The 21,779-nt window shown below is 48.9% G+C and carries 19 protein-coding genes; 11 read left to right on the top strand and 8 right to left on the bottom strand.

Features of this window, described 5'->3' with window-relative positions; all coding sequences use genetic code 11:
* Positions 1–208: 208 nt before the first annotated feature.
* From BW972_RS19210 to BW972_RS19195, 4 genes are all read left to right on the top strand, one after another.
* Positions 209–1,747, top strand: a complete 1,539-nt coding sequence (locus BW972_RS19210; RefSeq protein ID WP_076423303.1) for a YifB family Mg chelatase-like AAA ATPase — start codon at positions 209–211, stop codon at positions 1,745–1,747.
* A gap of 244 nt (positions 1,748–1,991) precedes the next feature.
* On the top strand, positions 1,992–2,576 hold the full coding sequence (locus tag BW972_RS19205; RefSeq protein WP_234986458.1) for a porin family protein: 585 nt from the start codon (positions 1,992–1,994) through the stop codon (positions 2,574–2,576).
* 368 nt (positions 2,577–2,944) lie between these two features.
* Positions 2,945–3,610 (top strand): porin family protein, encoded by a 666-nt coding sequence (locus BW972_RS19200; protein WP_234986457.1) that lies wholly within the window; start codon positions 2,945–2,947, stop codon positions 3,608–3,610.
* A gap of 156 nt (positions 3,611–3,766) precedes the next feature.
* Positions 3,767–4,426: a porin family protein gene (locus tag BW972_RS19195; protein WP_076423301.1), complete on the top strand. Its 660-nt coding sequence runs from the start codon at positions 3,767–3,769 to the stop codon at positions 4,424–4,426.
* A gap of 89 nt (positions 4,427–4,515) precedes the next feature.
* On the opposite strand, the gene BW972_RS19190 is transcribed toward BW972_RS19195, so the two are convergent.
* The 7 genes from BW972_RS19190 to uvrA form a co-directional block, all read right to left on the bottom strand.
* The gene (locus tag BW972_RS19190) at positions 4,516–5,877 is read right to left on the bottom strand and encodes a dipeptidase (protein WP_007655631.1); all 1,362 of its coding nucleotides are present in this window, start codon (positions 5,875–5,877) and stop codon (positions 4,516–4,518) included.
* A gap of 93 nt (positions 5,878–5,970) precedes the next feature.
* On the bottom strand, positions 5,971–6,615 hold the full coding sequence (gene plsY / locus BW972_RS19185; RefSeq protein ID WP_007655617.1) for a glycerol-3-phosphate 1-O-acyltransferase PlsY: 645 nt from the start codon (positions 6,613–6,615) through the stop codon (positions 5,971–5,973).
* Positions 6,616–6,777: 162 nt separating this feature from the next.
* Positions 6,778–11,568 (bottom strand): hypothetical protein, encoded by a 4,791-nt coding sequence (locus tag BW972_RS19180; RefSeq protein WP_076423300.1) that lies wholly within the window; start codon positions 11,566–11,568, stop codon positions 6,778–6,780.
* An 18-nt stretch (positions 11,569–11,586) separates the two neighbouring features.
* Positions 11,587–12,417 carry a 50S ribosomal protein L11 methyltransferase gene (gene prmA / locus BW972_RS19175; protein WP_007655600.1) on the bottom strand — a complete coding sequence of 277 codons (831 nt, stop codon included), beginning with the start codon at positions 12,415–12,417 and terminating at the stop codon, positions 11,587–11,589.
* A gap of 9 nt (positions 12,418–12,426) precedes the next feature.
* A complete protein-coding gene (locus BW972_RS19170; protein WP_040574044.1) occupies positions 12,427–12,798 on the bottom strand; it encodes a 7(1) septoil knot domain-containing protein in 372 nt (123 codons plus the stop codon).
* Positions 12,799–12,891: 93 nt separating this feature from the next.
* Positions 12,892–13,653 (bottom strand): triose-phosphate isomerase, encoded by a 762-nt coding sequence (gene tpiA / locus BW972_RS19165; protein WP_007655598.1) that lies wholly within the window; start codon positions 13,651–13,653, stop codon positions 12,892–12,894.
* Between the two features lie 237 nt (positions 13,654–13,890).
* Positions 13,891–16,698, bottom strand: a complete 2,808-nt coding sequence (uvrA, locus tag BW972_RS19160; RefSeq protein ID WP_076423299.1) for an excinuclease ABC subunit UvrA — start codon at positions 16,696–16,698, stop codon at positions 13,891–13,893.
* A gap of 347 nt (positions 16,699–17,045) precedes the next feature.
* Here uvrA and BW972_RS19155 point away from each other — a divergent pair, with 347 nt between their 5' ends.
* The 6 genes from BW972_RS19155 to nth all read left to right on the top strand — a co-directional run bounded on the left by BW972_RS19155 (position 17,046) and on the right by nth (position 20,349).
* Positions 17,046–17,168 (top strand): 30S ribosomal protein THX, encoded by a 123-nt coding sequence (locus tag BW972_RS19155; RefSeq protein ID WP_071530864.1) that lies wholly within the window; start codon positions 17,046–17,048, stop codon positions 17,166–17,168.
* 402 nt (positions 17,169–17,570) lie between these two features.
* Positions 17,571–17,906, top strand: a complete 336-nt coding sequence (locus tag BW972_RS19150) for a hypothetical protein (RefSeq protein ID WP_007655597.1) — start codon at positions 17,571–17,573, stop codon at positions 17,904–17,906.
* 158 nt (positions 17,907–18,064) lie between these two features.
* Positions 18,065–18,454, top strand: a complete 390-nt coding sequence (locus tag BW972_RS19145; RefSeq protein WP_076423298.1) for a group III truncated hemoglobin — start codon at positions 18,065–18,067, stop codon at positions 18,452–18,454.
* 381 nt (positions 18,455–18,835) lie between these two features.
* A complete protein-coding gene (locus BW972_RS19140; RefSeq protein WP_007655595.1) occupies positions 18,836–19,438 on the top strand; it encodes an RNA polymerase sigma factor in 603 nt (200 codons plus the stop codon).
* Positions 19,413–19,643: a hypothetical protein gene (locus tag BW972_RS19135; RefSeq protein WP_007655589.1), complete on the top strand. Its 231-nt coding sequence runs from the start codon at positions 19,413–19,415 to the stop codon at positions 19,641–19,643. The genes BW972_RS19140 and BW972_RS19135 overlap by 26 nt, the downstream gene beginning before the upstream one ends.
* Before the next feature lie 19 nt (positions 19,644–19,662).
* A complete protein-coding gene (gene nth / locus BW972_RS19130) occupies positions 19,663–20,349 on the top strand; it encodes an endonuclease III (RefSeq protein ID WP_007655582.1) in 687 nt (228 codons plus the stop codon).
* A gap of 64 nt (positions 20,350–20,413) precedes the next feature.
* Here nth and BW972_RS19125 read toward each other — a convergent pair whose 3' ends face one another.
* The gene (locus tag BW972_RS19125) at positions 20,414–20,938 is read right to left on the bottom strand and encodes a DUF4890 domain-containing protein (RefSeq protein ID WP_076423297.1); all 525 of its coding nucleotides are present in this window, start codon (positions 20,936–20,938) and stop codon (positions 20,414–20,416) included.
* A gap of 306 nt (positions 20,939–21,244) precedes the next feature.
* On the opposite strand from BW972_RS19125, the gene BW972_RS19120 reads away from it, so the two are divergent.
* The gene (locus BW972_RS19120; RefSeq protein ID WP_076423296.1) at positions 21,245–21,778 is read left to right on the top strand and encodes a hypothetical protein; all 534 of its coding nucleotides are present in this window, start codon (positions 21,245–21,247) and stop codon (positions 21,776–21,778) included.
* Position 21,779: the final 1 nt, after the last annotated feature.

Raw genomic sequence — 21,779 nt, 5'->3', positions numbered from 1 at the left:
TTTTGTACCCTCTTTATAAAGCATGCTCCAAAGTAAGAGCGCTATACTTGCGTTTCATACAATCTGATAGCCGGTTGATTGCTGTTTGCAGATAACAGTAAAACTACATTTTGTATTTTTACCCCATCGACTCGGAATCAATTGGCAGTGGCCAATGTTGCGAATCTGAATTATCAAAATCGCATTTATAGATCAACATCTAACCCCTATGCTTATCAAGACGTTTGGCAGCGCCGTACAAGGCGTGAACGCCTATACCGTAACCGTGGAAGTGAGCGTGAGTGCCGGCGCAAAGTACTTCCTGGTGGGCCTACCCGACAATGCCATTAAAGAAGGCGAACAGCGTATCGAATCAGCATTGGCTCAGTACGGCTACAAGCTCAAACGCCAGAAAACCATCATTAACATGGCACCTGCCGACATCCGGAAAGAAGGTGCTGCCTATGACCTCACCATCGCGATGGGTATGCTGGCTGCCGGTGGACAGCTGGCCGCTGATAAGCTTTCACAATACATGATCATGGGGGAATTGTCACTCGACGGTTCGCTCCGTCCGATCAAAGGTGTACTGCCTATTGCCATCCAAGCCCGCAAAGAAGGGTTCAAAGGCATCATACTGCCTGCCCGCAATGCCCGCGAAGCGGCGATTGTGAATAACCTGGATGTGATCGGAGTTGAGAATATCAAAGAGGCAATCGACTTCCTGAATGATGAGTTAGACATCCAACCAGTAAAAGTAGATACCCGCGATGTTTTTCAGAATTCGGCTAACCAGTACGCGGCCGATTTTTCGGATGTGCAGGGGCAGGAGAACATCAAGCGGGCGCTGGAGATCGCCGCCGCCGGTGGTCACAATGTCATTATGATCGGCCCTCCGGGAGCGGGTAAAACCATGCTGGCCAAGCGGCTGCCTTCTATCCTTCCACCGCTGTCGATGCACGAGGCACTCGAAACAACAAAAATACATTCGGTGGCAGGCAAGTTGGGAGAAGTTTCTTCCCTGCTTTCTACACGCCCGTATCGGGCACCACACCATACCATATCCGATGTAGCCCTGGTGGGGGGCGGCGGTATACCTCAGCCCGGTGAGATTTCCCTGGCTCACAACGGGGTACTTTTCCTCGACGAGCTGCCAGAGTTTAAGCGTACTGCCCTGGAGGTGATGCGGCAGCCGCTCGAAGAGCGCCGTGTAACAATATCCAGAGCCAAAACCACTCTCGATTTTCCGGCCAACTTTATGCTCATTGCCAGCATGAACCCCTGCCCCTGCGGATTTTACAACCACCCCGAGAAAGAGTGCGTCTGCGCCCCAGGCCTGGTGCAGCGCTATCTCAACAAGGTGAGCGGCCCACTGCTCGACCGTATTGACCTGCATGTAGAGGTAACTCCTGTGACTTTTGATGAAATGACTGCGACCCGGAAGTCGGAAGACAGCGAGACTATACGACAGCGGGTAGTTCGTGCGAGAGAGATTCAGCGGGAGCGCTTCAATGAATTTGACTACATGCACTCCAACGCCATGATGCCTTCACAAATGGTGAAAGAGATCTGTCAGATATCTGACGCCGGACGCACGCTACTAAAGACCGCTATGGAACGTCTTGGACTTTCGGCCCGCGCCTACGACCGCATCCTGAAAGTGAGTCGGACCATCGCCGATCTGGCTGATAGTGAAGAAATTAAAATTGAACATTTAGCAGAAGCTATTCAGTACCGCAGCTTAGACAGAGACGGTTGGGCAGGCTAACGCACCCCAAAACTCAACTATCTATATATTAAATACTTACAAAGTTCAGCATCCTAAAAAGGTGTTGAACTTTTCTTTTTAATACCTTTTTAATTTACTTTTTTAATTGCACTGCATACCACGCGAAATCTAAAACTTTTTTAGACTTTTCTTGGGAGGCTGCGTAATATGGGACGTCAGGAACATAAACCGAAGAAGACAACACCTGACTGTAATACACTTAACCTACTAACCATTTACTACTATGAAGAAAAGAATTTTAATGCTCGTTTTAGCCATGACCACAGTGGTTGCGGCACATGCACAGGGCCCACGACTAGGTATCAGGGCGGGTGTGAATTATGCTGGCTTTGGCGGATCTGATGCCGATAACCTTGACCGCATCTGGGGTGGCCATGCCGGTCTGACCGCTAACTTCCCGGTATCGGTTGACAACTTTTTCTCAATACAGCCAGAGGTGCTTTATTCCATGAAGGGTGCCGAAACCAGTGCGGATGATGTGAAGTGGAAAATCAACTACCTGGATGTGCCGGTGCTAGGCCGTGTAAATGCAGGTCCGCTTTACTTTGAAGCTGGTCCGCAGGTGTCGTTCAGGATAGGCGGTGAAGTGGATTTGAATAACACGACTATTACCGAAGACTTAGATGACTACAAACGTACTAGTTTTGGATATGCTGCCGGTGTTGGTTTGCAGGCTACTCCGCTAGGCTTAAGCATTGGCGTTCGTTACAATGGCGATATTTCTAAGCTTTATGACAACACAAACATAGGCAACTATCGTAATGACGTATTCATGCTGACGCTCGGCTACCTGTTTGGCGGCAGATAAAAGCGCTATTAGTACAAAATAAAACTATATTACTGAAGCCCCGGTTTTCGTCGGGGCTTCTTCTATAGGAGGCATCCGCGTACCTCCTGCTATATATCGGCTTCACCTCCTCTCTACTCACAGATTCACTACTCTCACCAAGATCTTGGAACAAACCGACTGATCGGCTGTACTAGAGTGTAGTGCAACTGTTCTAATGAAAGAGAAAGCAGAAGCAGTGAAAAAGAGTGCAATAACTAAAAAATTATTAAGCTGGTTTTCAAATAGATGAGACATTCTACTCAAAAATACCCCCTCCACTTGCTCAATAATAATATTGTTCTGCACGTATATTGCTCAGATTATACCAAAATAACCAATTCCAAATTATGAAAAAGCTATTATTCATGTTCGTGTTTGCAGTAGCTACTGCATTTAGTGCCCAGGCACAAAACGCAAGCTTCGGTATACGAGGCGGTGCGAATGTCTCTAACCTGTCAGGCGACCTGCGTGACGAAGACCGCTTCAACAACAAAGTCGGATTTCATGCAGGTATCATGGCCAACTTCGGCATTGTCGACAACTTTTTCTCGATACAGCCTGAGTTGCTATACTCTGTGAAGGGCTTTAAGAATGAGGATTCTGAGTTCAGCCTTCTCGGTCAAACCAGAAGACGCGAAGGCAAGGTAAACTACAACTATCTGGATGTTCCTGTGTTAGCCAGAATTAAGGCTGGCCCGCTATACTTCGAAGCAGGTCCGCAGGCTTCATACCTGCTGAGCGTGAACAATGAAACCAGAACGTACATAAACGGTACGCTGCAGTCTACTAACCGGGACGAGAAAAGCAAAGAAGGACTTTCTGAGTTTGAAGTAGGCTACGCAGCCGGTATAGGTTTCACTTCTGCTAACAATGCTATCAGCTTCGGCGTGCGCTACAACGGTGCCTTCAGCGACTTCGTGAAGGAAGATGTTAACTTTGACGGCGACCTGACCAATGCCCGCCACTCTACCTTTATGGTAACAGTAGGCTTTGCACTTCCAACTAATCGCTAACCATCTTTCCCAATAAGAAAGCCGCCGGGTGCTGAGCACCTGGCGGCTTTCTTTGTTTCCGGCTATACCTACTATACTTATGGCTTAACTAAATGCCGCCCTCAGGAGTACTATTAACAACAGCTCTATACCTAATTTTTTACTATACCCGAAACTATGAAAAAGATCATACTCCTGACAGGCCTGTTTCTAGTAACATCGCTTTCGGTGCAGGCTCAGTATTACCGCTACGGCGTAAAGGCTGGAGGCGGCTTCTCTAAAGCAGTTGGCTCCGATGCCCCTTCCGACCAAATCAACCATCTGGCTGGTATACATGGCGCTTTTGTGTTCGCCTACGAGTTTGCCTCCCGCTTATCAGTACAACCCGAACTGCACTTCAGTCGCAAGGGCTTTACCTACGACAACTATACCTTAAACACAGCTGCTGAGACTGCCCTCACCGGCGACCTCCGGCTCGATTATATAGAGCTTCCACTTATGATCAAGTTGCAGAAAGCAGCTTTGTTCGTAGAAGCCGGTCCTTACATGGGCTACCTGCTCAACGTCGGCAACAAGGTCAACATTGTCAGCACCGACCCTTCCATTGATCCTCCTGTAGTATTCGGGCGCGAAGATTTCAGCCGTGATGGCTTTAACAGCTTTGATGCCGGCTATGCTATAGGCGGCGGCTTGATGCTCGAGAGTGGTTTTTTCCTGAATGTCCGCCACACAGCCAGTCTGCGGCCATTTCCTAAAGCAGACCTGAGCCAGCGCAACCTTGTGTGGCAACTCTCTATTGGCTTTTTGGTGCCTTCACGCCGGCCAGGCAACTGGTAAGGTCGGTTTGCTATACCTCAATACCTAAAAACAAAGCAGCCCTGCTACTTCAGTTAAGTAGCAGGGCTGTTCTTATTTAGCGAAGATGCTTACTTGCTCATCTCTGCATAGTATTTATAGAACTGCGGGATCGTCTCTATGCCTTTCATAAAGTTGAATACCCCGAAGTGCTCGTTTGGTGAGTGAATCGCATCCGTATCCAGACCAAACCCCATCAGAACCGAATCCAGGCCAAGCTCAGACTTGAACATAGCCACAATCGGAATGGAACCACCGCTGCGTACTGGCACCGGCTTCACTCCAAAGGTTTCTTCGTAAGCTCGAGCAGCTGCCTGGTAAGCCACCGAGTCGGTAGGCGTCACCACTGGCTCACCACCGTGGTGCGGACGAACTATCACTTTCACACTTTTAGGAGCAATGCTTTCAAAGTGCTTTTTGAATTTCTCTGTGATTTCTTCAGACGTTTGGTTCGGCACCAGGCGCATCGAAATTTTGGCAAAGGCCTGTGAAGGTATAACCGTTTTAGCACCTTCCCCGGTGTAGCCGCCCCAGATGCCATTTACATCCAGTGTTGGACGGATGGAGTTGCGCTCCATGGTGGTATAGCCTTCCTCACCATGCACATCCGGCAGATCAAGCGCCTGCTTATACTTATCGAGACTAAAAGGAGCACGGGCCATCTCGGCACGTTCCTCCTGGCTCAGTTCCTCCACATTGTCATAGAAGCCAGGTATGGTGATGTGATTATTCTCATCGTGCATCGACGCGATCATCTGGCACAGGATATTGATCGGGTTCGCCACCGCACCGCCATACAAGCCGGAGTGCAGGTCACGGTTCGGACCAGTTACCTCTACCTCCACATAACTCATGCCGCGCAAACCAGTTGTAATAGAAGGCGTGTCGTTGCCCAGCATACCTGTGTCAGATATCAGGATCACATCGGCTGCCAGTTTCTCTTTGTTGTTTTTCACGAAGGTAGCCAGGTTGGCAGAACCCACTTCTTCTTCACCCTCGATCATGAACTTCACGTTACAGGCCAGGGCGTTGTTCTGCATCATCACCTCAAATGCCTTTACATGCATGTACATCTGACCTTTGTCGTCGCAGGCACCGCGGGCGTATATTTTACCGTCCTTGATTACAGGCTCAAACGGAGGCGAGTGCCACAGCTCGTAAGGGTCGGCAGGCTGCACATCATAGTGGCCGTATACCAGCACCGTTGGTAGGCTTGGGTCTACTACTTTCTCGCCATACACAATCGGGTAACCGCCGGTTTCGCACAGTTCTACCTTATCAGCACCAGCTTCGCGCAGCTTTAGGGCTACAAAATCAGCTGTGCGCAGTACATCTTGCTTGAACTTCGGATCAGCGCTTACAGAAGGTATGCGCAGCATGTCCAGCAGTTCGTTTATAAATCGGTCTTTGTTGTCAGTGATATATTGATTCATAGTCTAGATAAATGTCCTGCCTTAAAGGTACGAAAAAAGCCACCCTTCGGAAAGAGTGGCTTTTAGAATGCTTATCCCTGCGGACTGCTATACCTATTTTCGCAGCCCCAACTTAATGTTGGCTTTGCTTTCTTCGCCGTTGATCAGGCGATTGATGTTCTTACGGTGCGTTAAAACCACCACGGCAAATACCACAAATCCGAATATGATCAGGATCGGGTTATCAGGATGAAAGCGTGGCAGCAACAGCAGTATCGGGAATGCCAGTGCCGCAATCATAGATCCCAGTGATACATACCTGGAGGTAAAGAGTACAATCACAAAAATAACCATGCACATCAGCGCCACTTCCAGGTGTATGGCCAACATCATACCTAGCAAAGTTGCCACTCCTTTTCCGCCCTTAAAGCGCTCATACACCGGAAAGATATGTCCTACTACTGCCAGTGCGCCCATTGCCAATTGATAGATAATCAGATCTTCGGCGGGCACTGCGTTGAATATCACCAGTAAAGCTGCCAGCGAAGTAGCTACCCATCCCTTAAAGATGTCGATCAGCATCACGATCGTGCCCGGCTTTTTGCCCAGCACCCGGAATGTATTTGTTGCTCCGGAGTTACCACTACCGTGCTGGCGAATATCAATTCCGTAGTAAGCTTTGCCGATCCAAACGGCGGTAGAGATAGATCCGATCAGGTATGCTACTATAAATAAAGCGGCAATTAAAAGTATGTTCATGACGCGTGTGTCAGCTTTTTGTATGCATTAACTATACTTAACAAAGTTAAGTGCAGTTTACGTGTGTTTTTTTAATCTAAAAGAACCCAAATATAGGTACTTGTTAATTTAATATCCAAAAGAGAGCTATCTTTCCCTATACGGCCGGAGTGCAGGTATCGGTTATTGCCAGCCTTCCTCCTCCTCCACATTTCCTTTTTTCTTCTTCTTTTTCTTTTTGGTGTCTTCTACTTCATCTTCGGCAACATTAAACCCACCCTGCTCTGCTACTGGTGCCTGAGTTGCCATCTTGAATGCGTCTTTACCGTTCAGGTAGTCGTGTTTGAACTGATCCACAAAACGGTTTTTGTCGATGTTCTCGCCCATGTACATGCCGTACTTGCGGCTGCGGCCACCACTGGCTTTGGAGCGGATGGTCTTGTTCAGGTCAGCGTCAGACGACACAATGACCAGCCCGTTTTCCAGATAGCTCATGAATACCCAGGTATATGGATCGGCCTGCAGGTATAGGTTCACCACCGGTTCTCCGTTAAGGTCCTGCTTAATCTCCATAAAGCCGTCCATGTCAGCCCCTATTTCCTCCTTCAGCACATTAGACAGGCCTAGTTTTCCTACGCTGTACCAGGCATTGGTCTTGTTGGACCAGCGCAGGTCTACGTTGTGGAACACCATGCTGCGTACCAACTTGTTCGAAAGCTTTGGCAAAGTGATCAGTCCGCCTTGCTCACGGTAACGCTGCGCATCGCGGTTGCCGATGATGTTACCCAGTTTGTAAAGCATCTCTTCAGTACTTGTCTGGTCACCGCCTCCGCGTATAGCAGTTTCGTTTAACTTTTTGCCAAGCGCACTGATCACCTGCGAGTGCATGTTCATGTCAAAGGCCATCAGCGCATCAACAGCATAATAGCCGCTGTCAGCTTTGGCTATGCCTGTACCTGCCGACTCTATTCCAAAATCCTTCAATGAGTTTACCAGGTTAAGCTTGCCTTCAAACGCTACGGTTTTAGTGCCTTCATTGTAACGGAGTTCGTTGCCTTCGTAAGATCCGGCAGCTGATCGGGCCGCATCAGTGATCTTAAACTCGCTGTTTGCCTTATCATATGACAGGTCGCCGCTTACAGTGAAAATGTCCAGGTCATCGTCGTACTGCTTTTTCGAAACAAAGGTATTGTAAGGCTTAAACGTACCACGTGACAGATGCAGACCAGTGTACAGTTGGTTGCCGTCCGGGGCCTTCTGCTTCATGATCGGGATGCGCACATTGTCAGGGTTCAGGGAGTCACGCTTGAAAGGGAACCAGTCTGAATCTTCCTCGTTTCCGGTGAAGTTCAGCTTTAAATCGCCGTCAAAGTCCATGTGCGGACGGTAGGCGTACATCTTCACGTTGCCTCTGTAGCGGATATGCGGAAAAATGTAGAAGTTGTCAGTATCACGAACCAATGCCTGCGCATAGGTCGTATTGATATTTTCCTTCTTCTTCAGTTGGTGCTGCTTGTACACGAAATCTGCAAACTGTAGCTTAAATGAATCGGAAGCGGCATTCTGATAATCATGCACGGCTGTACCACTGAAGGCGTTACGTGACAATACGTCGATGTTGCCGGAATACAGTTTGTGGAACTGCTGCAGGGAGTCGGCCATTACACGTGCATTGCGCAATGTAGTAATGGTAGCACCTGCCGCTACGGCTACTTTACCACTGTCAGGTATAATGTGCACGTCACCTACCGGTATGTAAGGCACACCGCCAGCCAGAATGGAGTTTACTTTCAGGTCATACTCACCTGTAGCTGCGCTGAAGTAAAGGCCGTCCTGCTCCGGATGCTGAGAGTAGAAGTAATTTTTCCCTCCTGCACCATCGGCTGCCAGGCTTACCTTTTGCTGTTTCATGTCCCAAGTAGCGCGGCTCATCGAAGTCTTGTACTGCGCTTTCGGGAATTCTATACTGGCTACGCCCTTCTGCTCACTGCCAAACTCCACAAAGCGTTTATCCAGATCATAGCTGATAGCCATATCTGTCGCTTTCATAGCCGGCTTACCTTCCACATCCGACTTCACTATCATCTGTGCATTGTTGCCTGAAAGGCTACGTCCTTTGATGGACAGCTTCTTCGACACGATGTTGGCATCGGTATTGTCCATTTCACCATCACCGTACAGGCCGCCCGGTGAAAGTTTAGCCGTGCCCGTAAACCTGAACTCCTCTTTGTAGATCTTCATCGGGTCTTTGGCAGAGGCCATCACGTACATGGTGTCCTGCTTCGGCATCCAGATCATTTCATAGTGCCCCAGGCTTGCCACCGGGAAATTGGCTTCTCCCCCCCCTGTTTCCATTTTTGCGCTGGCCCCTTTCTGGGTCACTACTTTATCGAGGTAGTAGGTATACTCCGGCGCTTCAAAGGTCGAGGTCAGGTACTTGAGTGTGCCCCGACTCTGTATACCTTCGGAACTCATCATGATGGTGTCGTAAGCTATACCTTTACCGCCAAAAGCAGGCAGTCCGTTCGGCCCTGGCTGATAGTAGAAGCCAAGGGTCTCGTCCGGCATCATGGTCAGCTTGGTCTTGATCGGCGGAAAGATACTTCCGGAATGGAAAGTACCACTGAAGCCTATCATACTTTTACCCTTGCTCAAACTGTCGAGTTTATAAGAAGGGATATCGAAATAAACGGTGCTGTCATAGGCTCCTCCCAGTACATCTGGTCTGGCAAAGGCTACCTGCCCACCCATTGGCGAGTCGAATTTCGGATACTCCGGATAGTGCTTGCGGCCGGATTTATTGTTTGGCTTGTTGATGTAAAGTTTACCGGACATGTTACCAGACCGGCTGGTCATCACCTGCTCCAGTTCTTTCTTCTTGCCTACCGTGCGGCGCTTCTTCGTTACAAAGGCTACCGTGTCCAGTTTCTGCATATCGATCATGAACTCATTGTAATCGAACTTGAACTGGGAACCTCTGAAGTTAAGGCGGCCGGCGTATAGCTTACCTCCAAACTCCATGTTGCGGTTGTCAAGCAAATGCACAATGTTGCTATCAGGCACTGCATACACCGTAGAAGAGTCGTTATTGAATGCCATCTTCTCTACACCACGCACCGTCAGACGGTTACTGCTCAGGTTTAGGGTAGCATTGCGGCCGGATGGTACCACTGACTTAATCACCAGGTGGTCATAGTCGCTCAGGTTCTGAGCCGAGCCCACGTAGTGCCAGGCTTTTGGTTTGAGCGAAATAAAGTGCGATTGCCCATCGTAGGTCAGGTAACCTTCCCGGGCCAGGCTGATCGCCGCTTCCTGCACTGCTTTCTCGTTCAGTTTCGATGCCTTCGCTACATCATAAGCATAGAAGTCGTTGGTCTTGGCCTTAGCGGCATAGGATACCAGCACCTGCAATGGGTGGAAACTGGCCACACCCACCAGCTGCTGAAAGCGCATGTTGGAGAAGTACTGTGCCGACTCTAACTGTACCGGTATCAGGGTTTTGGTGTTCAGGATCGAGAAGTTGATGTGCGGCGTACCCAGGTTCCAGGCAAGTCGCTCGGCTGTGATCTCAAACTTGTGGTAGCTGTCGTAGAATGGCGTCTTGCTATAAACGCCCTTGTCGCGGGTAAGTACCAGTTCGCGGGTTGGCTTGGAGTAGCGCAACTGCATGGCCGGATGCGTCAGCGAGTCTCGACGTTGATTTTGGTAAATGGCCACATAGGCTCTGTTAGCGAAGATGATGGAGTCGTTCAGGTTGTAGTTGTGCGCCATCGACCGGAACTTCTTCTTTCCGTCTTCCAACACGGCCAGTGCCGACACACTGCCATCGAGCGGCTTACTTCCAATCAGGTCACCGGCCAGCGTGAAGCCCCCGGTATAAACGATATCCTTGCCCAGGCTTTTCACTTTCGCATCATTCGTGAATGATGCGAAGCGTGGGTAGGATTTCTCCCCATTAGTGCCAGCTTTTGAACTTCTGAACTCAAAAACACCCTCAATCGGCGCATCCAGCACCGCATTGTAGGTAATGGTCGCGTCAGGCACTTTAAAAGCGGCTGCTGTAATATCAAAATTGAAGGCTTTGAAAGCAGCTGAAACAGGCTTGCCATCCACTTCCCACGAGAATGACCCGCCTTCCCCTACAAACAGGTTATTGGCCAGCATCAGGTGTCCGCTCGTTTTCATGATTGCGGTGGAGTCATGGATAGTGGCAAAGCTCAGGTTGACGTTCTCCAGTTTCAGTACCGGTCCGCTTACCTTCGGCTGGGCAGGTATGAACATTTTTTTAAAGTCATCACGGCGCTTCTTCTCAGCTACCTTCGGGTCTACTTTTTTGGCTGCGGGCTTAGGCGTATCCCAGGCATCACCCCAGTCGTCGGCGGTGGCCTCGCTGCTTTCGCCAGCTACCTCATCATCCCACGAAAAGCTATCCCAGTCACTCACCTCCGCAGACTTTTCTTTATCTTTTGGAGCCGCCTTTCCTTCATAGGCAAAGCTTACGCTGCCGCCTACGGTGCGCAAGGTATACTGCTTGTTCTGGTACAGTATACCGGAGCTCAGGTAGCTGCTGCTGGTCTGAAAGAAGCGATCGAGTGCTATACCTTCGTCCTGCTGCACAGCCTTGGCCACTACTTCCAGCATGTTGTCGATCTGAGCGCCGCGCATGTTGTGATGGTTAACGGCCCCTACCAGCATCTCGTAGAAGTTCTCATAATGCGGATTGACGCGCATCTTCTTGCGATACATCAGCTGTGAAATGTCAATCACCTGTTGCTTCTGTTTATCGGAGAGTCGCTGGTTGCCCCACACGCTTTCCAAGGCAGCACCGAGAGTTTCAGCATTTTTGGCCTTCCCGGTTACCAGCATGTTTTTAGCATCCGTGATATACTGCCCTGGGTCAGTAGACAGTTTTGTCTGGGCTTGTGCTGCGAACACAGCCAGAAAAAATAAAAAGGGTAGAAGTTTATATTTCATAGGTCGGAAGGATTTCGATTAGCTGTTCTTGAAAATAGCAGACACCCAATTGTTCTTTGTTCGGTGGGACACATAGGTCAAACCCAGTTCCTCGGCACGTTCCTGCAGTGCGGGAAGGTCTTCGGTATAAAAACCGCTCAGCAGCAGCGTACCTGCTGGTTTTAACACCGCCACATAAGCCGGCATGTCATCAAGAAGCACGTTGCGGTTAATATTGGCCAAAATAATGTCATAAGGCTGGTCTCCTTCAATGGTCTCGGCACCGCCTAGTCGCACATCAATGTTTCCGTAACCGTTCAGCTCCGCATTCTCACGGGCATTCTCAACGGTCCAGTCTTCTATTTCTACGGCAACGATTTCAGAAGCGCCCAACTCGCCTGCCATGATCGCCAGTATACCTGTGCCACAGCCCATATCCAGCACGCGTTTGCCCTGGTGGTCCAGTGTTAGCTGGTTCTCGATCATGAGGGTGGTCGTCTCGTGATGGCCTGTACCAAACGACATCTTCGGGTTGATCACGATGTCATATTTCGCCTCGGCTGGCTTCTCGTGGAATGATGCCCTTACTGACACCTGCCCTCCTATGAAGAGCGGCTCGAAATTGCGTTCCCACTCGGTGTTCCAATTCTGGCGCTCAATTTTCTGTACCTGGTACTCCGCTGTGACGTAGCCAGCATAGCGGGCCAGCATGTTATCCAATTCGCGTTGATCAAACTTGTCTTCGTCAATGTAAGCATTAAAGCCTTCGGCTGTGTCTTCGAAGGCATCAAAACCCAGTTCTCCCATTTCGGCGGTGAAGATGTCGGCAAAATCGGGGCTTACTTTCAGGGCTACTTCTATAAAATCCATGTGTGATAATTAAGGACGACACGCTGCGTAAGAGCGCACGTTGGTAAAATGTACAGTAAAATCAGCAAAATTTCGGTTATCAGTCACGTAGAGCACGTGGTCAGCAAAGGCTTTCTTGTTGGTAATGTGCCAGATGCCTGTACCGTCGGCAAACAGTTTGTTACTCTCGCGGTATACCACCATCGAGGCAAAGGCTTCTTCATCGCCCAGGTATACCGTATAAGCGGCTGTATTTTTATACTTCGGGTCACGCTCCAGGTATACAGAGCCATAAATGCGGCAAATGTCGTTACCAGCCACCCTTACAGACGGCTCGGCTGCCGGCTGTGGCGCTGTCAAATACGGGAGCAGCGAAAGCCAAAAGGATATTATTAGAATCATAACAGATAATTTAGCCAAATATAACTATATCTGCAATAAAAAAGGCTGCCAACTATATAGCGGGCAGCCTTTTTTCCTGTGTTATCTGATTAATTAGAACGATCTGATGATATCAGTAAAGTCTCTTGACTTAAGTGATGCGCCCCCGATCAGGCCGCCGTCCACATCTGGCTGGGAAAACAGTTCTTTGGCATTACCCGGATTGCAGCTGCCCCCGTACAGGATAGAGCAATTGAAAGCCGCCTCCGCATCGAACATGCGCGAAAGTTGCTCACGGATGTAAGCATGCATTTCCTGCGCCTGCTGGCTGCTGGCCGTACGACCGGTACCAATAGCCCAGATCGGCTCGTAAGCAATTACCACTTTATCAAACTCCTCGTTGCTCAGGTAAGAAAGGCTATCGTGTAGCTGCTTACCCACATAGTCGAAGTGGCGGTCGGCGTCGCGCTCCTCCAGTGGCTCACCGCAGCAGAAGATTGGTGTTATACCTTGAGCGATGGCCACTTTTAGTTTTTTGTAAAGTGCCTGGGCGTCTTCGTGATGATACATGCGGCGCTCACTGTGGCCAATGATCACGTACTGCACCCCTACCGACTTGAGCATGGCTGCCGATACCTCACCGGTATATGCGCCGCTGTCGTGCTCGCTCACGTTTTGCGCAGCCAGGTGCATCAGGTCATTACCCTGCGTCAGCTTGCCCACACTCTGCAGGAACGGGAAAGGCGGCGCCACGATCACGGTCACATCGCCGTTTACCTCGTCTTTCACCATGTTATCGATCTCTGATACCAGCGAAAGCGCCTCCTCGTAGGTCTTGTTCATTTTCCAGTTTCCTGCAACAATTTGTTTTCTCATGTTTTATAGTTGTTGATGATGGTATAACTTATTGGAACAGTCTTCGCTGCTTTACGGCAAGTTAGGAAAATTTGCTATACCTGTCGCTCGCATTTTTACGTGAGCCAGGTATAGCGAGCGAAGTTACTTTGAGAAAAGACTATTGCTATACCTGCCACACCCCATATAATGCCTGCAAACAAAAATGCCGAAGCAACAGACGTTACTTCGGCATTTGCTATACCTTAAGTGGCAGGACTACAGTCTCTCTTTCAGAAATCTGGCAGTATGGTTATCTTCCAGCTTGGCCATATCCTCCGGAGTTCCTTCAAAGAGCAGGTGCCCGCCATTGGTACCTCCTTCCGGCCCCAGGTCAATAATCCAGTCAGCTGATTTGATGATGTCCATGTTATGCTCGATGATGACAACGGTATTCCCGTTCTCGATCAGCGCATTGATGGACTGCAACAATTTGTTGATGTCATGGAAGTGCAGACCAGTGCTTGGCTCATCAAAGATGAACAGGATATCCTCCTGATGTGCTTGCACACCCTTGGTCAGGAAGGATGCCAGCTTCACGCGCTGCGCCTCACCACCTGACAAAGTATTGCTCGACTGCCCCAACCGGATATAGCCTAAGCCCACATCGTTCAGTGGCTTCAGCTTCTCAACGATCTTTGACTGATCGGCAAAAAAGTCGATGCTGTCAGCAATGGTCATATCCAGCACCTCCGAAATGCTCTTCTCCTTGTACTTCACATCGAGCACATCCTGCTTGAAGCGCTGCCCGTTGCAACTTTCGCAGGTCAGGTAGATGTCCGCCATAAACTGCATCTCAATCTTTACCTGCCCCTCGCCCTGGCACACCTCACAGCGGCCACCCTCGATGTTGAAAGAGAAATGCGACGGCTTAAACCCACGTGATTTCGCCAGTGGCTGGTCAGCGTAAAGAGAGCGGATCGCATCATAAGCTTTCACATAAGTCACCGGATTGGAGCGCGACGACTTGCCGATCGGGTTCTGGTCCACAAACTCGACGTGCCGGATCTTGTTGTAATCCCCCGCCAGCTTATCAAACTTACCAGTAGCCTCAGCTGTGTTGCCGTGCAGCTTCATCATGGCCGGAGCCAGTATTTTCTTGATCAGGGTAGATTTGCCGGAACCACTCACACCTGTCACCACGGTCATTACACCCAGTGGCACCTTTACACTCAGGTTTTTGAGGTTATTCTCGCGGGCACCCTGTATTTCAATGGCGTTGCGCCACTTGCGTCGCTTAGCTGGTACCGACACCTCCATCTCCCCACTCAGGTATTTGGCGGTATAGGTATCGGCGGTGCGGGTCATTTCATCCAGTGTACCCTGGAACATCAGGTTGCCCCCACCAGAGCCAGCCTCCGGCCCAATGTCGATCAACTGGTCAGCGGCACGCATCATTTCCTCTTCGTGCTCCACCACAATCACCGTATTACCCAGCTTTTGCAAAGAGCGCAGCACACTAATCAGCTGTTCGGAGTCTTTAGGGTGCAGGCCAATACTCGGTTCATCCAGGATATACATGGAGCCCACAAGTGCACTTCCCAGCGAAGTCGCCAGGTTGATGCGTTGGCTTTCACCGCCCGAAAGGGTATTGGAAAGTCGGTTGAGCGTCAGGTAGCCTAAGCCTACCCGCACCAGGTAGCCCAGTCGGTTGGCCACTTCCGTTACGAGCCGCTCTGCTACGTTGCGCTCGTGCTCAGTCAGTTGTATTTGCTCAAAAAATGACAATGCCTGTGTGATCGGCATCAGCACCAGATCGGTGATGCTCTTATCGTTGATCTTCACATAACTGGCGTCCTTGCGCAGTCGGGAGCCTTTGCAGTCAGGACAGGTGGTGCGGCCACGGTAGCGCGACAGCATCACGCGGTACTGTATCTTGTGCGTCTGCGATTGCAAATGCTTGAAGAAGTCGTTAAGCCCTTCGAAATATTTATTGCCCGTCCACAGCAGCTCCTGTTCTTTCTCAGAGAGTTCGTTGAAAGGACGGTGGATCGGGAAGTCAAAGCGGATACCGTTCTTCACGAGCGGCTGCAGCCATTCGTTCATTTTTTCAGAACGCCAGGGGGCAATGGCCCCTTCGTATACTGTCAGGCTCTTGTCAGGTATAACCAGATCGGGGTCTATACCTAGTACGCTGCCGAATCCTTCGCAGGTCTGGCAGGCACCATAAGGGTTATTGAAACTGAAGAAATTGACAGAAGGCTCCTCGAACACCATCCCGTCCAGCTCGAAGCGATCAGAGAACACGCGCTCCTCGCCATCACCAAACTTCACGCGACACTCCCCGTGCCCTTCAAAGAAAGCGGTTTGCACGGAGTCGGCGATTCTAAACTGCAGGTCTTCATCTGACTTATAAATGACGGCACGGTCTACCAGGATGTAAATCTCCTTACCCAGCTTAGGCTTCTTCTCTTCCAGTAGCTCTTCGATAAAGTATACCTGACCATCGGCGTAGATACGCGAATAACCCTTCTGCAGCAGCAGGTCCAGCTCTTTGGCCAGTGTGCGCTCTTTATGAAGTTGCAGCGGTGCCAGAATCATGACACGGGCTTCGTCCTCCAGCGAGAAGATAAAGTCTACCACATCTGCCACGCTGTCCTTCTGCACTACCTCACCCGACATAGGTGAGTAGGTTTTGCCTATGCGGGCGTAGAGCAGCTTCAGGTAATCGTAAATCTCCGTGCTGGTACCCACGGTAGAGCGGTTGTTCTTAATGCTCACCTTCTGCTCAATGGCGATGGCCGGGCTGATGCCTTTGATGTAGTCCACGTCAGGCTTATCCATACGACCCAGGAACTGGCGGGCATAGGAGCTCAGGCTTTCCACGTACATGCGCTGCCCTTCGGCATACAAGGTGTCAAAAGCCAGCGAAGACTTACCAGAGCCGGAAAGGCCGGTCACTACAATGAATTTGTTGCGCGGCAGGGCCACACTGAGATTTTTGAGATTATGCACACGGGCGCCTTTGATGATAATGTGCTGGCGCGGATCGAGCGTATCGAGGTTATTTTCGGATGTGTCTGCCATAAAGTATAGCGCAGGCAGGATAAAGCCTACGCATGACGAACTGAGTTTTATACGATGTAAAGATACAAATACCCTGTCGCATTCAGAAGGCTTTTTAGCCTTTGGCGTTATACCTGGCATTTCGCCATAGCATGCAACACGGCATCCTTTTGAAACACCTGCAGCCTTAAAAAGGTTTAGCTTTCTATGACTATTTACAGGTATAGCACCTGGCTGATTTCTACTTGCGCTGCACAGCCTATAGCGGCAACTCCTGAAGATGACTCAACATTGAAAAATGCCTGAACTACAGCTCTCTGCTCCCGTATGTATGGGTTGCTATCTACAACCATTAAAACCAATACATCATGGGAAAAGGAGATAAAAAAACGAAGAAAGGTAAAATTGTAAAGGGCACTTACGGCAACAGCCGCCCAAGACAGGCAACCAAAAGGAAAGCCGAAGAGAAGAAAGAGGCCGCTGCCAGCTAAGGCTTAGGCTACACGACATTTAAAGCATGGCTATATTTTGTTCGTCGCAAAGGCAACAGGTATAGCCATGCTTTTTATGCTTCCTGCCCCCGGCTTGCATGCCTTTCCAGAGTGATGATCCTAAATAATTAAATATTTTATTTTTTAGGCTTTTTACTGTAACACTCGCTCCGATATAGAAGTATAATTTTTTAGGGAGCGGCCACCCCCTCAGCAAGCAGCCGACTCCTGCATGCCAGCTATCGCCAACCTATGCCTACGCATGCTTCCGGTGCTGAAAGCGCCATATTATTCTTTTATTAACAATCCTTTTGTGGGTTAACGCAGCCAATTCAGGACCGTATCCTGAGCAGAGGAACTGCCGACTCTATTGATTTTAAAAAATTTAAAAATATCAACACCATGGAACAACTGGACATCCGCAATTTATTGGAGAACATCGAGAAGAAGGTGTACCAGCAGGAAATTACTTCAAGCACTGACGTAACTAAACTGATTAACACCGAGATCGCAAAAGCAATTAACCTGAACAGCAAAGTAGCTGACGGAGAAGGCCTTCAGTTTCAGAATATCTCCTGTACGACCATTGAGTGCTACCTCGAGCATCTGAAAGCAGTGGAAGCTAAACTCAAGCGTCCTGCTGATATCACGGCACAGTGCAAACCTGTAGAGGAGCGCGACATTAACCGCCGCCTGCTCCTGATCCTGAACCGCCTGAAACGCTATAACCGCGAATAGGCAGCATCAGTTACATTTACAAACTTATCCTTCGTACAGATTTCAACTCTTGCGAAGGATTTTTTATGTCCATTGTAGTCATATAGTGACGAATGTCATTTTTATCGCGCTCCTGTGCTGGTATTTTTGTAACCCTATAAGGTTTCGATTTGCAGCAAATGAAGGAAGATATAAGAGATGAACAGGATATAAAACTGCTGGTTGACTCGTTTTACGCCAAAGTAAACGAGGATGACCTGTTGGGACCTGTATTCAATGGCTTTGCGAAAGTAAACTGGGAGCACCATCTCCCCATAATGTACAGCTTCTGGAGTTCGGTACTGTTTGGCACCATGGCTTATAAAGGGCAGCCTTTCCCCAAGCACATGCGCCTACCAGTGGACAGACAGCATTTCGCTCGCTGGATAGTACTGTTTACTGAAACTGCAGATGAATTGTTTGAAGGAGATAAAACAAAGGAATTAAAGCAAAAAGCCACCAGCATTGCGCAGGTATTTCAAATGAAAATGGGTCTGATCGGCATTATAGGCAAGGAAGTAACCCTATAAGGTAGTCCCAACAAAAAGCAAAGCGGCAGCTTTACCGATATAACCGGTAAAGCTGCCGCTTTGCTTTTTGCCCTACTGACCAGCTCAGTATGCACCTCTTAATTATCTCCTTATCAATATTATATATAGCTGCACTATATGTTAAAAAATAAATTTAACTCAAAGCATATACGTTTATATTATCTTGCCGTATATTAGGGAACAGTAATTCTTAACTGGCATATAGCTTCTTTAATATTTTTTATTAAGGGCACCCAGCTATAGTTGCACAGTCAAAATGCATTCCCTATATTTGATTTACACTTCAAAAAAATATTTGTTCTAACAGCCTAACGCAACAATATGGTATAAAGCTCTACGTTAAACTAATGTAGCTTTACGATGAATACAACTACCCAGCTGAGCGACTCTGCTTTAGTCTCGCTCTACATCGCAGGTAACGAAAATGCGTTTGAACAGCTAGTAAACAGACACAAGAACAAAGTATTCACTACGATCTTACTGATTGTTAAGGACACGTATACCGCTGAGGACCTCATGCAGGACGCTTTTATCAAGGCTATCCATACCATGAAGGGCGGCAGGTATAACGAAGAAGGCAAGTTCTCGTCCTGGATATGCCGTATTGCCCACAACCTGGCAATCGACTTTTTCCGTAAAGAGAAACGAAGCCCGATGATCACGCTGGAGGACGGTAGTAATGTGTTCAACGCCTTGTCTTTTGCTGAAGACTCCGCTGAGTCACAGCAGATCAAGGAGGACACCCATGCCAGACTGCGCGAGCTGATCCAAACGCTGCCACAGGCGCAGCGGGAAGTACTCATGATGCGTCATTATGCCGATATGAGTTTCCAGGAGATAGCCGAAGCAACCGGTGTGAGCATCAACACAGCTTTAGGTCGTATGCGCTACGCATTGATCAACCTAAGAAAAAAGATGCTAAACAGCACGATTGCTTATGATAAAAACCTCTACTCAGAATGAGCTGATCCAGTACGTATACAATGAGTTGGCAGACCCTGCCCTCGAGCAACTGGAAACAGCATTGATGCACGACAACGAGCTGGCTGACAGCTGCTCTGATCTCATGCTCCTCCAGCGACTGCTTGACGGCGCGGCCAAAAGCCCTAGCCAGCAGTCTATCGACAACATTTTAAATTACTCAAAAAGCTTAAGTTTGCAGTCTTAACCGACTGCAAACTTTTTTTATGCGCAAACGTGAACGCTATAAGCTGCTGATCGAGCACTTTACCCAGAACTTTCCGGACCCGGAAACTGAGCTGGCCTACTCCAATCCTTATGAACTGATACTGGCCGTTGTACTCAGCGCCCAGTGTACCGACAAACGGGTAAACATGGTAACGCCTGCCCTGTTCGAGTCATTCCCTACACCCGAACATCTGGCTGCAGCGACTCCGGAGGAAATTTTCCCAATCATCAGGAGCATCTCCTACCCCAACAACAAAGCGAAGCATTTAGCTGGCTTGGGAAGAATGCTGGTGGAGCAGTTCAACTCAGAGGTGCCCAGCACGGTGGAGGAGCTGGTGAAGCTGCCGGGTGTGGGTCGCAAAACCGCCAATGTGATCGTCTCGGTGATCTGGAACCAGCCGGCCATGGCCGTGGATACGCATGTGTTTCGGGTGAGCAAGCGCCTCGGCCTGGTTTCGAAGACAGCCAAAACTCCCCTCGAGGTAGAGAAAGAGCTTGTAGCTAACCTGCCGCAGGAACTCATTGCGAAGGCGCACCACTGGCTCATATTACATGGACGTTACATCTGCATCGCCCGTAGGCCCAAGTGTGAGGAATGCCCGCTCACGCATTTCTGCGCCTTCTTCCAGAAGCATTATCCTAACATACCTGACGATCCTGAAAACAAAGTCGGAGGTATAGCCTAATAAAAAAGCGCGGGCAGACACTTTATGGTCCACCCGCGCTTTAACTATGGGTTCTTAAAAGGGATTACTTTCCCTGCTGTTGCTTCTTGTACTCGCCTCTTTTCTTATGCTCGCCAGATTTCTTGTGTTCACCTGATTTCTGGCCTTTTCTGCCATCAGCACGCTTCTGCTTCATCTGCTCACGATCGGCTTCATACTTAGCATATTGCTCTGCAGTCAGGATGCTTTTCAGCTCAGCCTGCCACTGATCGTGGTTTGCTTTTCTAGCTTCCTGCATCTGCGCTCTCTGCTCAGTTGACTTTTCTCCGGTTGCTTTATGGCTCTCGCGCATAGCTTTCATTTCCTGTGCCTGTCGCATGTTCAGTGCCTGTAATTGGCTTTTCTGAGCTTCGTTCAACTCTAACCTCTGAGCCATTCTATCAGTTTTCATCTGGGCCATCTCTTCAGGGCTTTTCTGGGCTCTGTCCTTCATGGCTGCCCGCATTTCACTGCGCGGCTTTTGGTCTTGCGGTTTGGTTGAGGTCTGAGCAAAAGCGCTACCACCTGCAACTAACATGCCTAGCGAAAGGGCTGCTATTATCTTCTTCATCTTTATTTCTCCTTCATTTTTTTATGGTAAGTTCGATTAGTAGCAAAGCCCAGGCCTGAAAATATGCTCTGCTATACCTCCATAATCAAAGGCTGTGCCAAAAACCCGCTCTCTCCTCACGCCCCGCCACAAGTATCAGTGTTGCAAAGCCATAAACGTAACAAAAAGACCATAGACTTTAACACCCTGGCAACACCTGAGTAGTTTTTACACCTTTCTTTGAGTTATTGAACCAGAAAAATAATTGCACCAAAATAAATGCAACTTCCTATATTTAGCTATTCATCATTATACTTTTATAAGCTTATGCAAACTTTTACTCCTGCTAAACTATTAGCCTTCTTCCTGCTCCTCCTGGGCAGTTACTCTGCCGCGCATGCTCAAACGCAGTTTGCTGAGCGCAAAGGAGGTCACTCTTACTCAATGGAAATACCCAGCTACATGGTCAAAACTTATGAGCTGAACGATGTTGCCAGTCTGCAGTATTTCAATAAAAATAAAGAGGCTTATACAATTGTGATAGAGGACTCGAAAGAAGAGCTTGAACTGAAGGGCATGAGGTTCGAAAATGCGGCTGATTTTCTGGATAGCTTTGCGGCCGACTACAAAAAGGAGGAGAAGAGACGCAAACTGAGCAAGGCCAAGGTTTTTGAATCAAATGGAAACCATGTTGCGCAAAGCGAACTGAAGTGGACTGATGAAGATGGCGACTTCTTTATGCTCATCACAGCTGTAGAAACAAAAACACATTACTACAAAGTGATTTGCTGGACATTGGCCGCAAACGCGCCACAGCTTAAAGAAGACTTCAGACAACTGTCGGCGAGCATCAAAGACTAAA

Origin of the sequence: Pontibacter lucknowensis, assembly GCF_900156415.1 — a bacterium.
GTDB lineage: Bacteria > Bacteroidota > Bacteroidia > Cytophagales > Hymenobacteraceae > Pontibacter > Pontibacter lucknowensis.
This window is presented reverse-complemented; position numbering and strand designations above follow the sequence as displayed.

Coding starts and splice junctions, on each gene's coding strand:
- BW972_RS19140 (WP_007655595.1), top strand. CDS start 18,836: ATGAATACAACTACCCAGCTGAGCGACTCTGCTTTAGTCTCGCTCTAC.
- BW972_RS19205 (WP_234986458.1), top strand. CDS start 1,992: ATGAAGAAAAGAATTTTAATGCTCGTTTTAGCCATGACCACAGTGGTT.
- BW972_RS19210 (WP_076423303.1), top strand. CDS start 209: ATGCTTATCAAGACGTTTGGCAGCGCCGTACAAGGCGTGAACGCCTAT.
- BW972_RS19155 (WP_071530864.1), top strand. CDS start 17,046: ATGGGAAAAGGAGATAAAAAAACGAAGAAAGGTAAAATTGTAAAGGGC.
- BW972_RS19180 (WP_076423300.1), bottom strand. CDS start 11,568: ATGAAATATAAACTTCTACCCTTTTTATTTTTTCTGGCTGTGTTCGCA.
- uvrA (WP_076423299.1), bottom strand. CDS start 16,698: ATGGCAGACACATCCGAAAATAACCTCGATACGCTCGATCCGCGCCAG.
- tpiA (WP_007655598.1), bottom strand. CDS start 13,653: ATGAGAAAACAAATTGTTGCAGGAAACTGGAAAATGAACAAGACCTAC.
- BW972_RS19170 (WP_040574044.1), bottom strand. CDS start 12,798: ATGATTCTAATAATATCCTTTTGGCTTTCGCTGCTCCCGTATTTGACA.
- BW972_RS19200 (WP_234986457.1), top strand. CDS start 2,945: ATGAAAAAGCTATTATTCATGTTCGTGTTTGCAGTAGCTACTGCATTT.
- BW972_RS19135 (WP_007655589.1), top strand. CDS start 19,413: ATGATAAAAACCTCTACTCAGAATGAGCTGATCCAGTACGTATACAAT.
- BW972_RS19195 (WP_076423301.1), top strand. CDS start 3,767: ATGAAAAAGATCATACTCCTGACAGGCCTGTTTCTAGTAACATCGCTT.
- BW972_RS19145 (WP_076423298.1), top strand. CDS start 18,065: ATGAAGGAAGATATAAGAGATGAACAGGATATAAAACTGCTGGTTGAC.
- BW972_RS19190 (WP_007655631.1), bottom strand. CDS start 5,877: ATGAATCAATATATCACTGACAACAAAGACCGATTTATAAACGAACTG.
- prmA (WP_007655600.1), bottom strand. CDS start 12,417: ATGGATTTTATAGAAGTAGCCCTGAAAGTAAGCCCCGATTTTGCCGAC.
- BW972_RS19150 (WP_007655597.1), top strand. CDS start 17,571: ATGGAACAACTGGACATCCGCAATTTATTGGAGAACATCGAGAAGAAG.
- BW972_RS19125 (WP_076423297.1), bottom strand. CDS start 20,938: ATGAAGAAGATAATAGCAGCCCTTTCGCTAGGCATGTTAGTTGCAGGT.
- BW972_RS19120 (WP_076423296.1), top strand. CDS start 21,245: ATGCAAACTTTTACTCCTGCTAAACTATTAGCCTTCTTCCTGCTCCTC.
- plsY (WP_007655617.1), bottom strand. CDS start 6,615: ATGAACATACTTTTAATTGCCGCTTTATTTATAGTAGCATACCTGATC.
- nth (WP_007655582.1), top strand. CDS start 19,663: ATGCGCAAACGTGAACGCTATAAGCTGCTGATCGAGCACTTTACCCAG.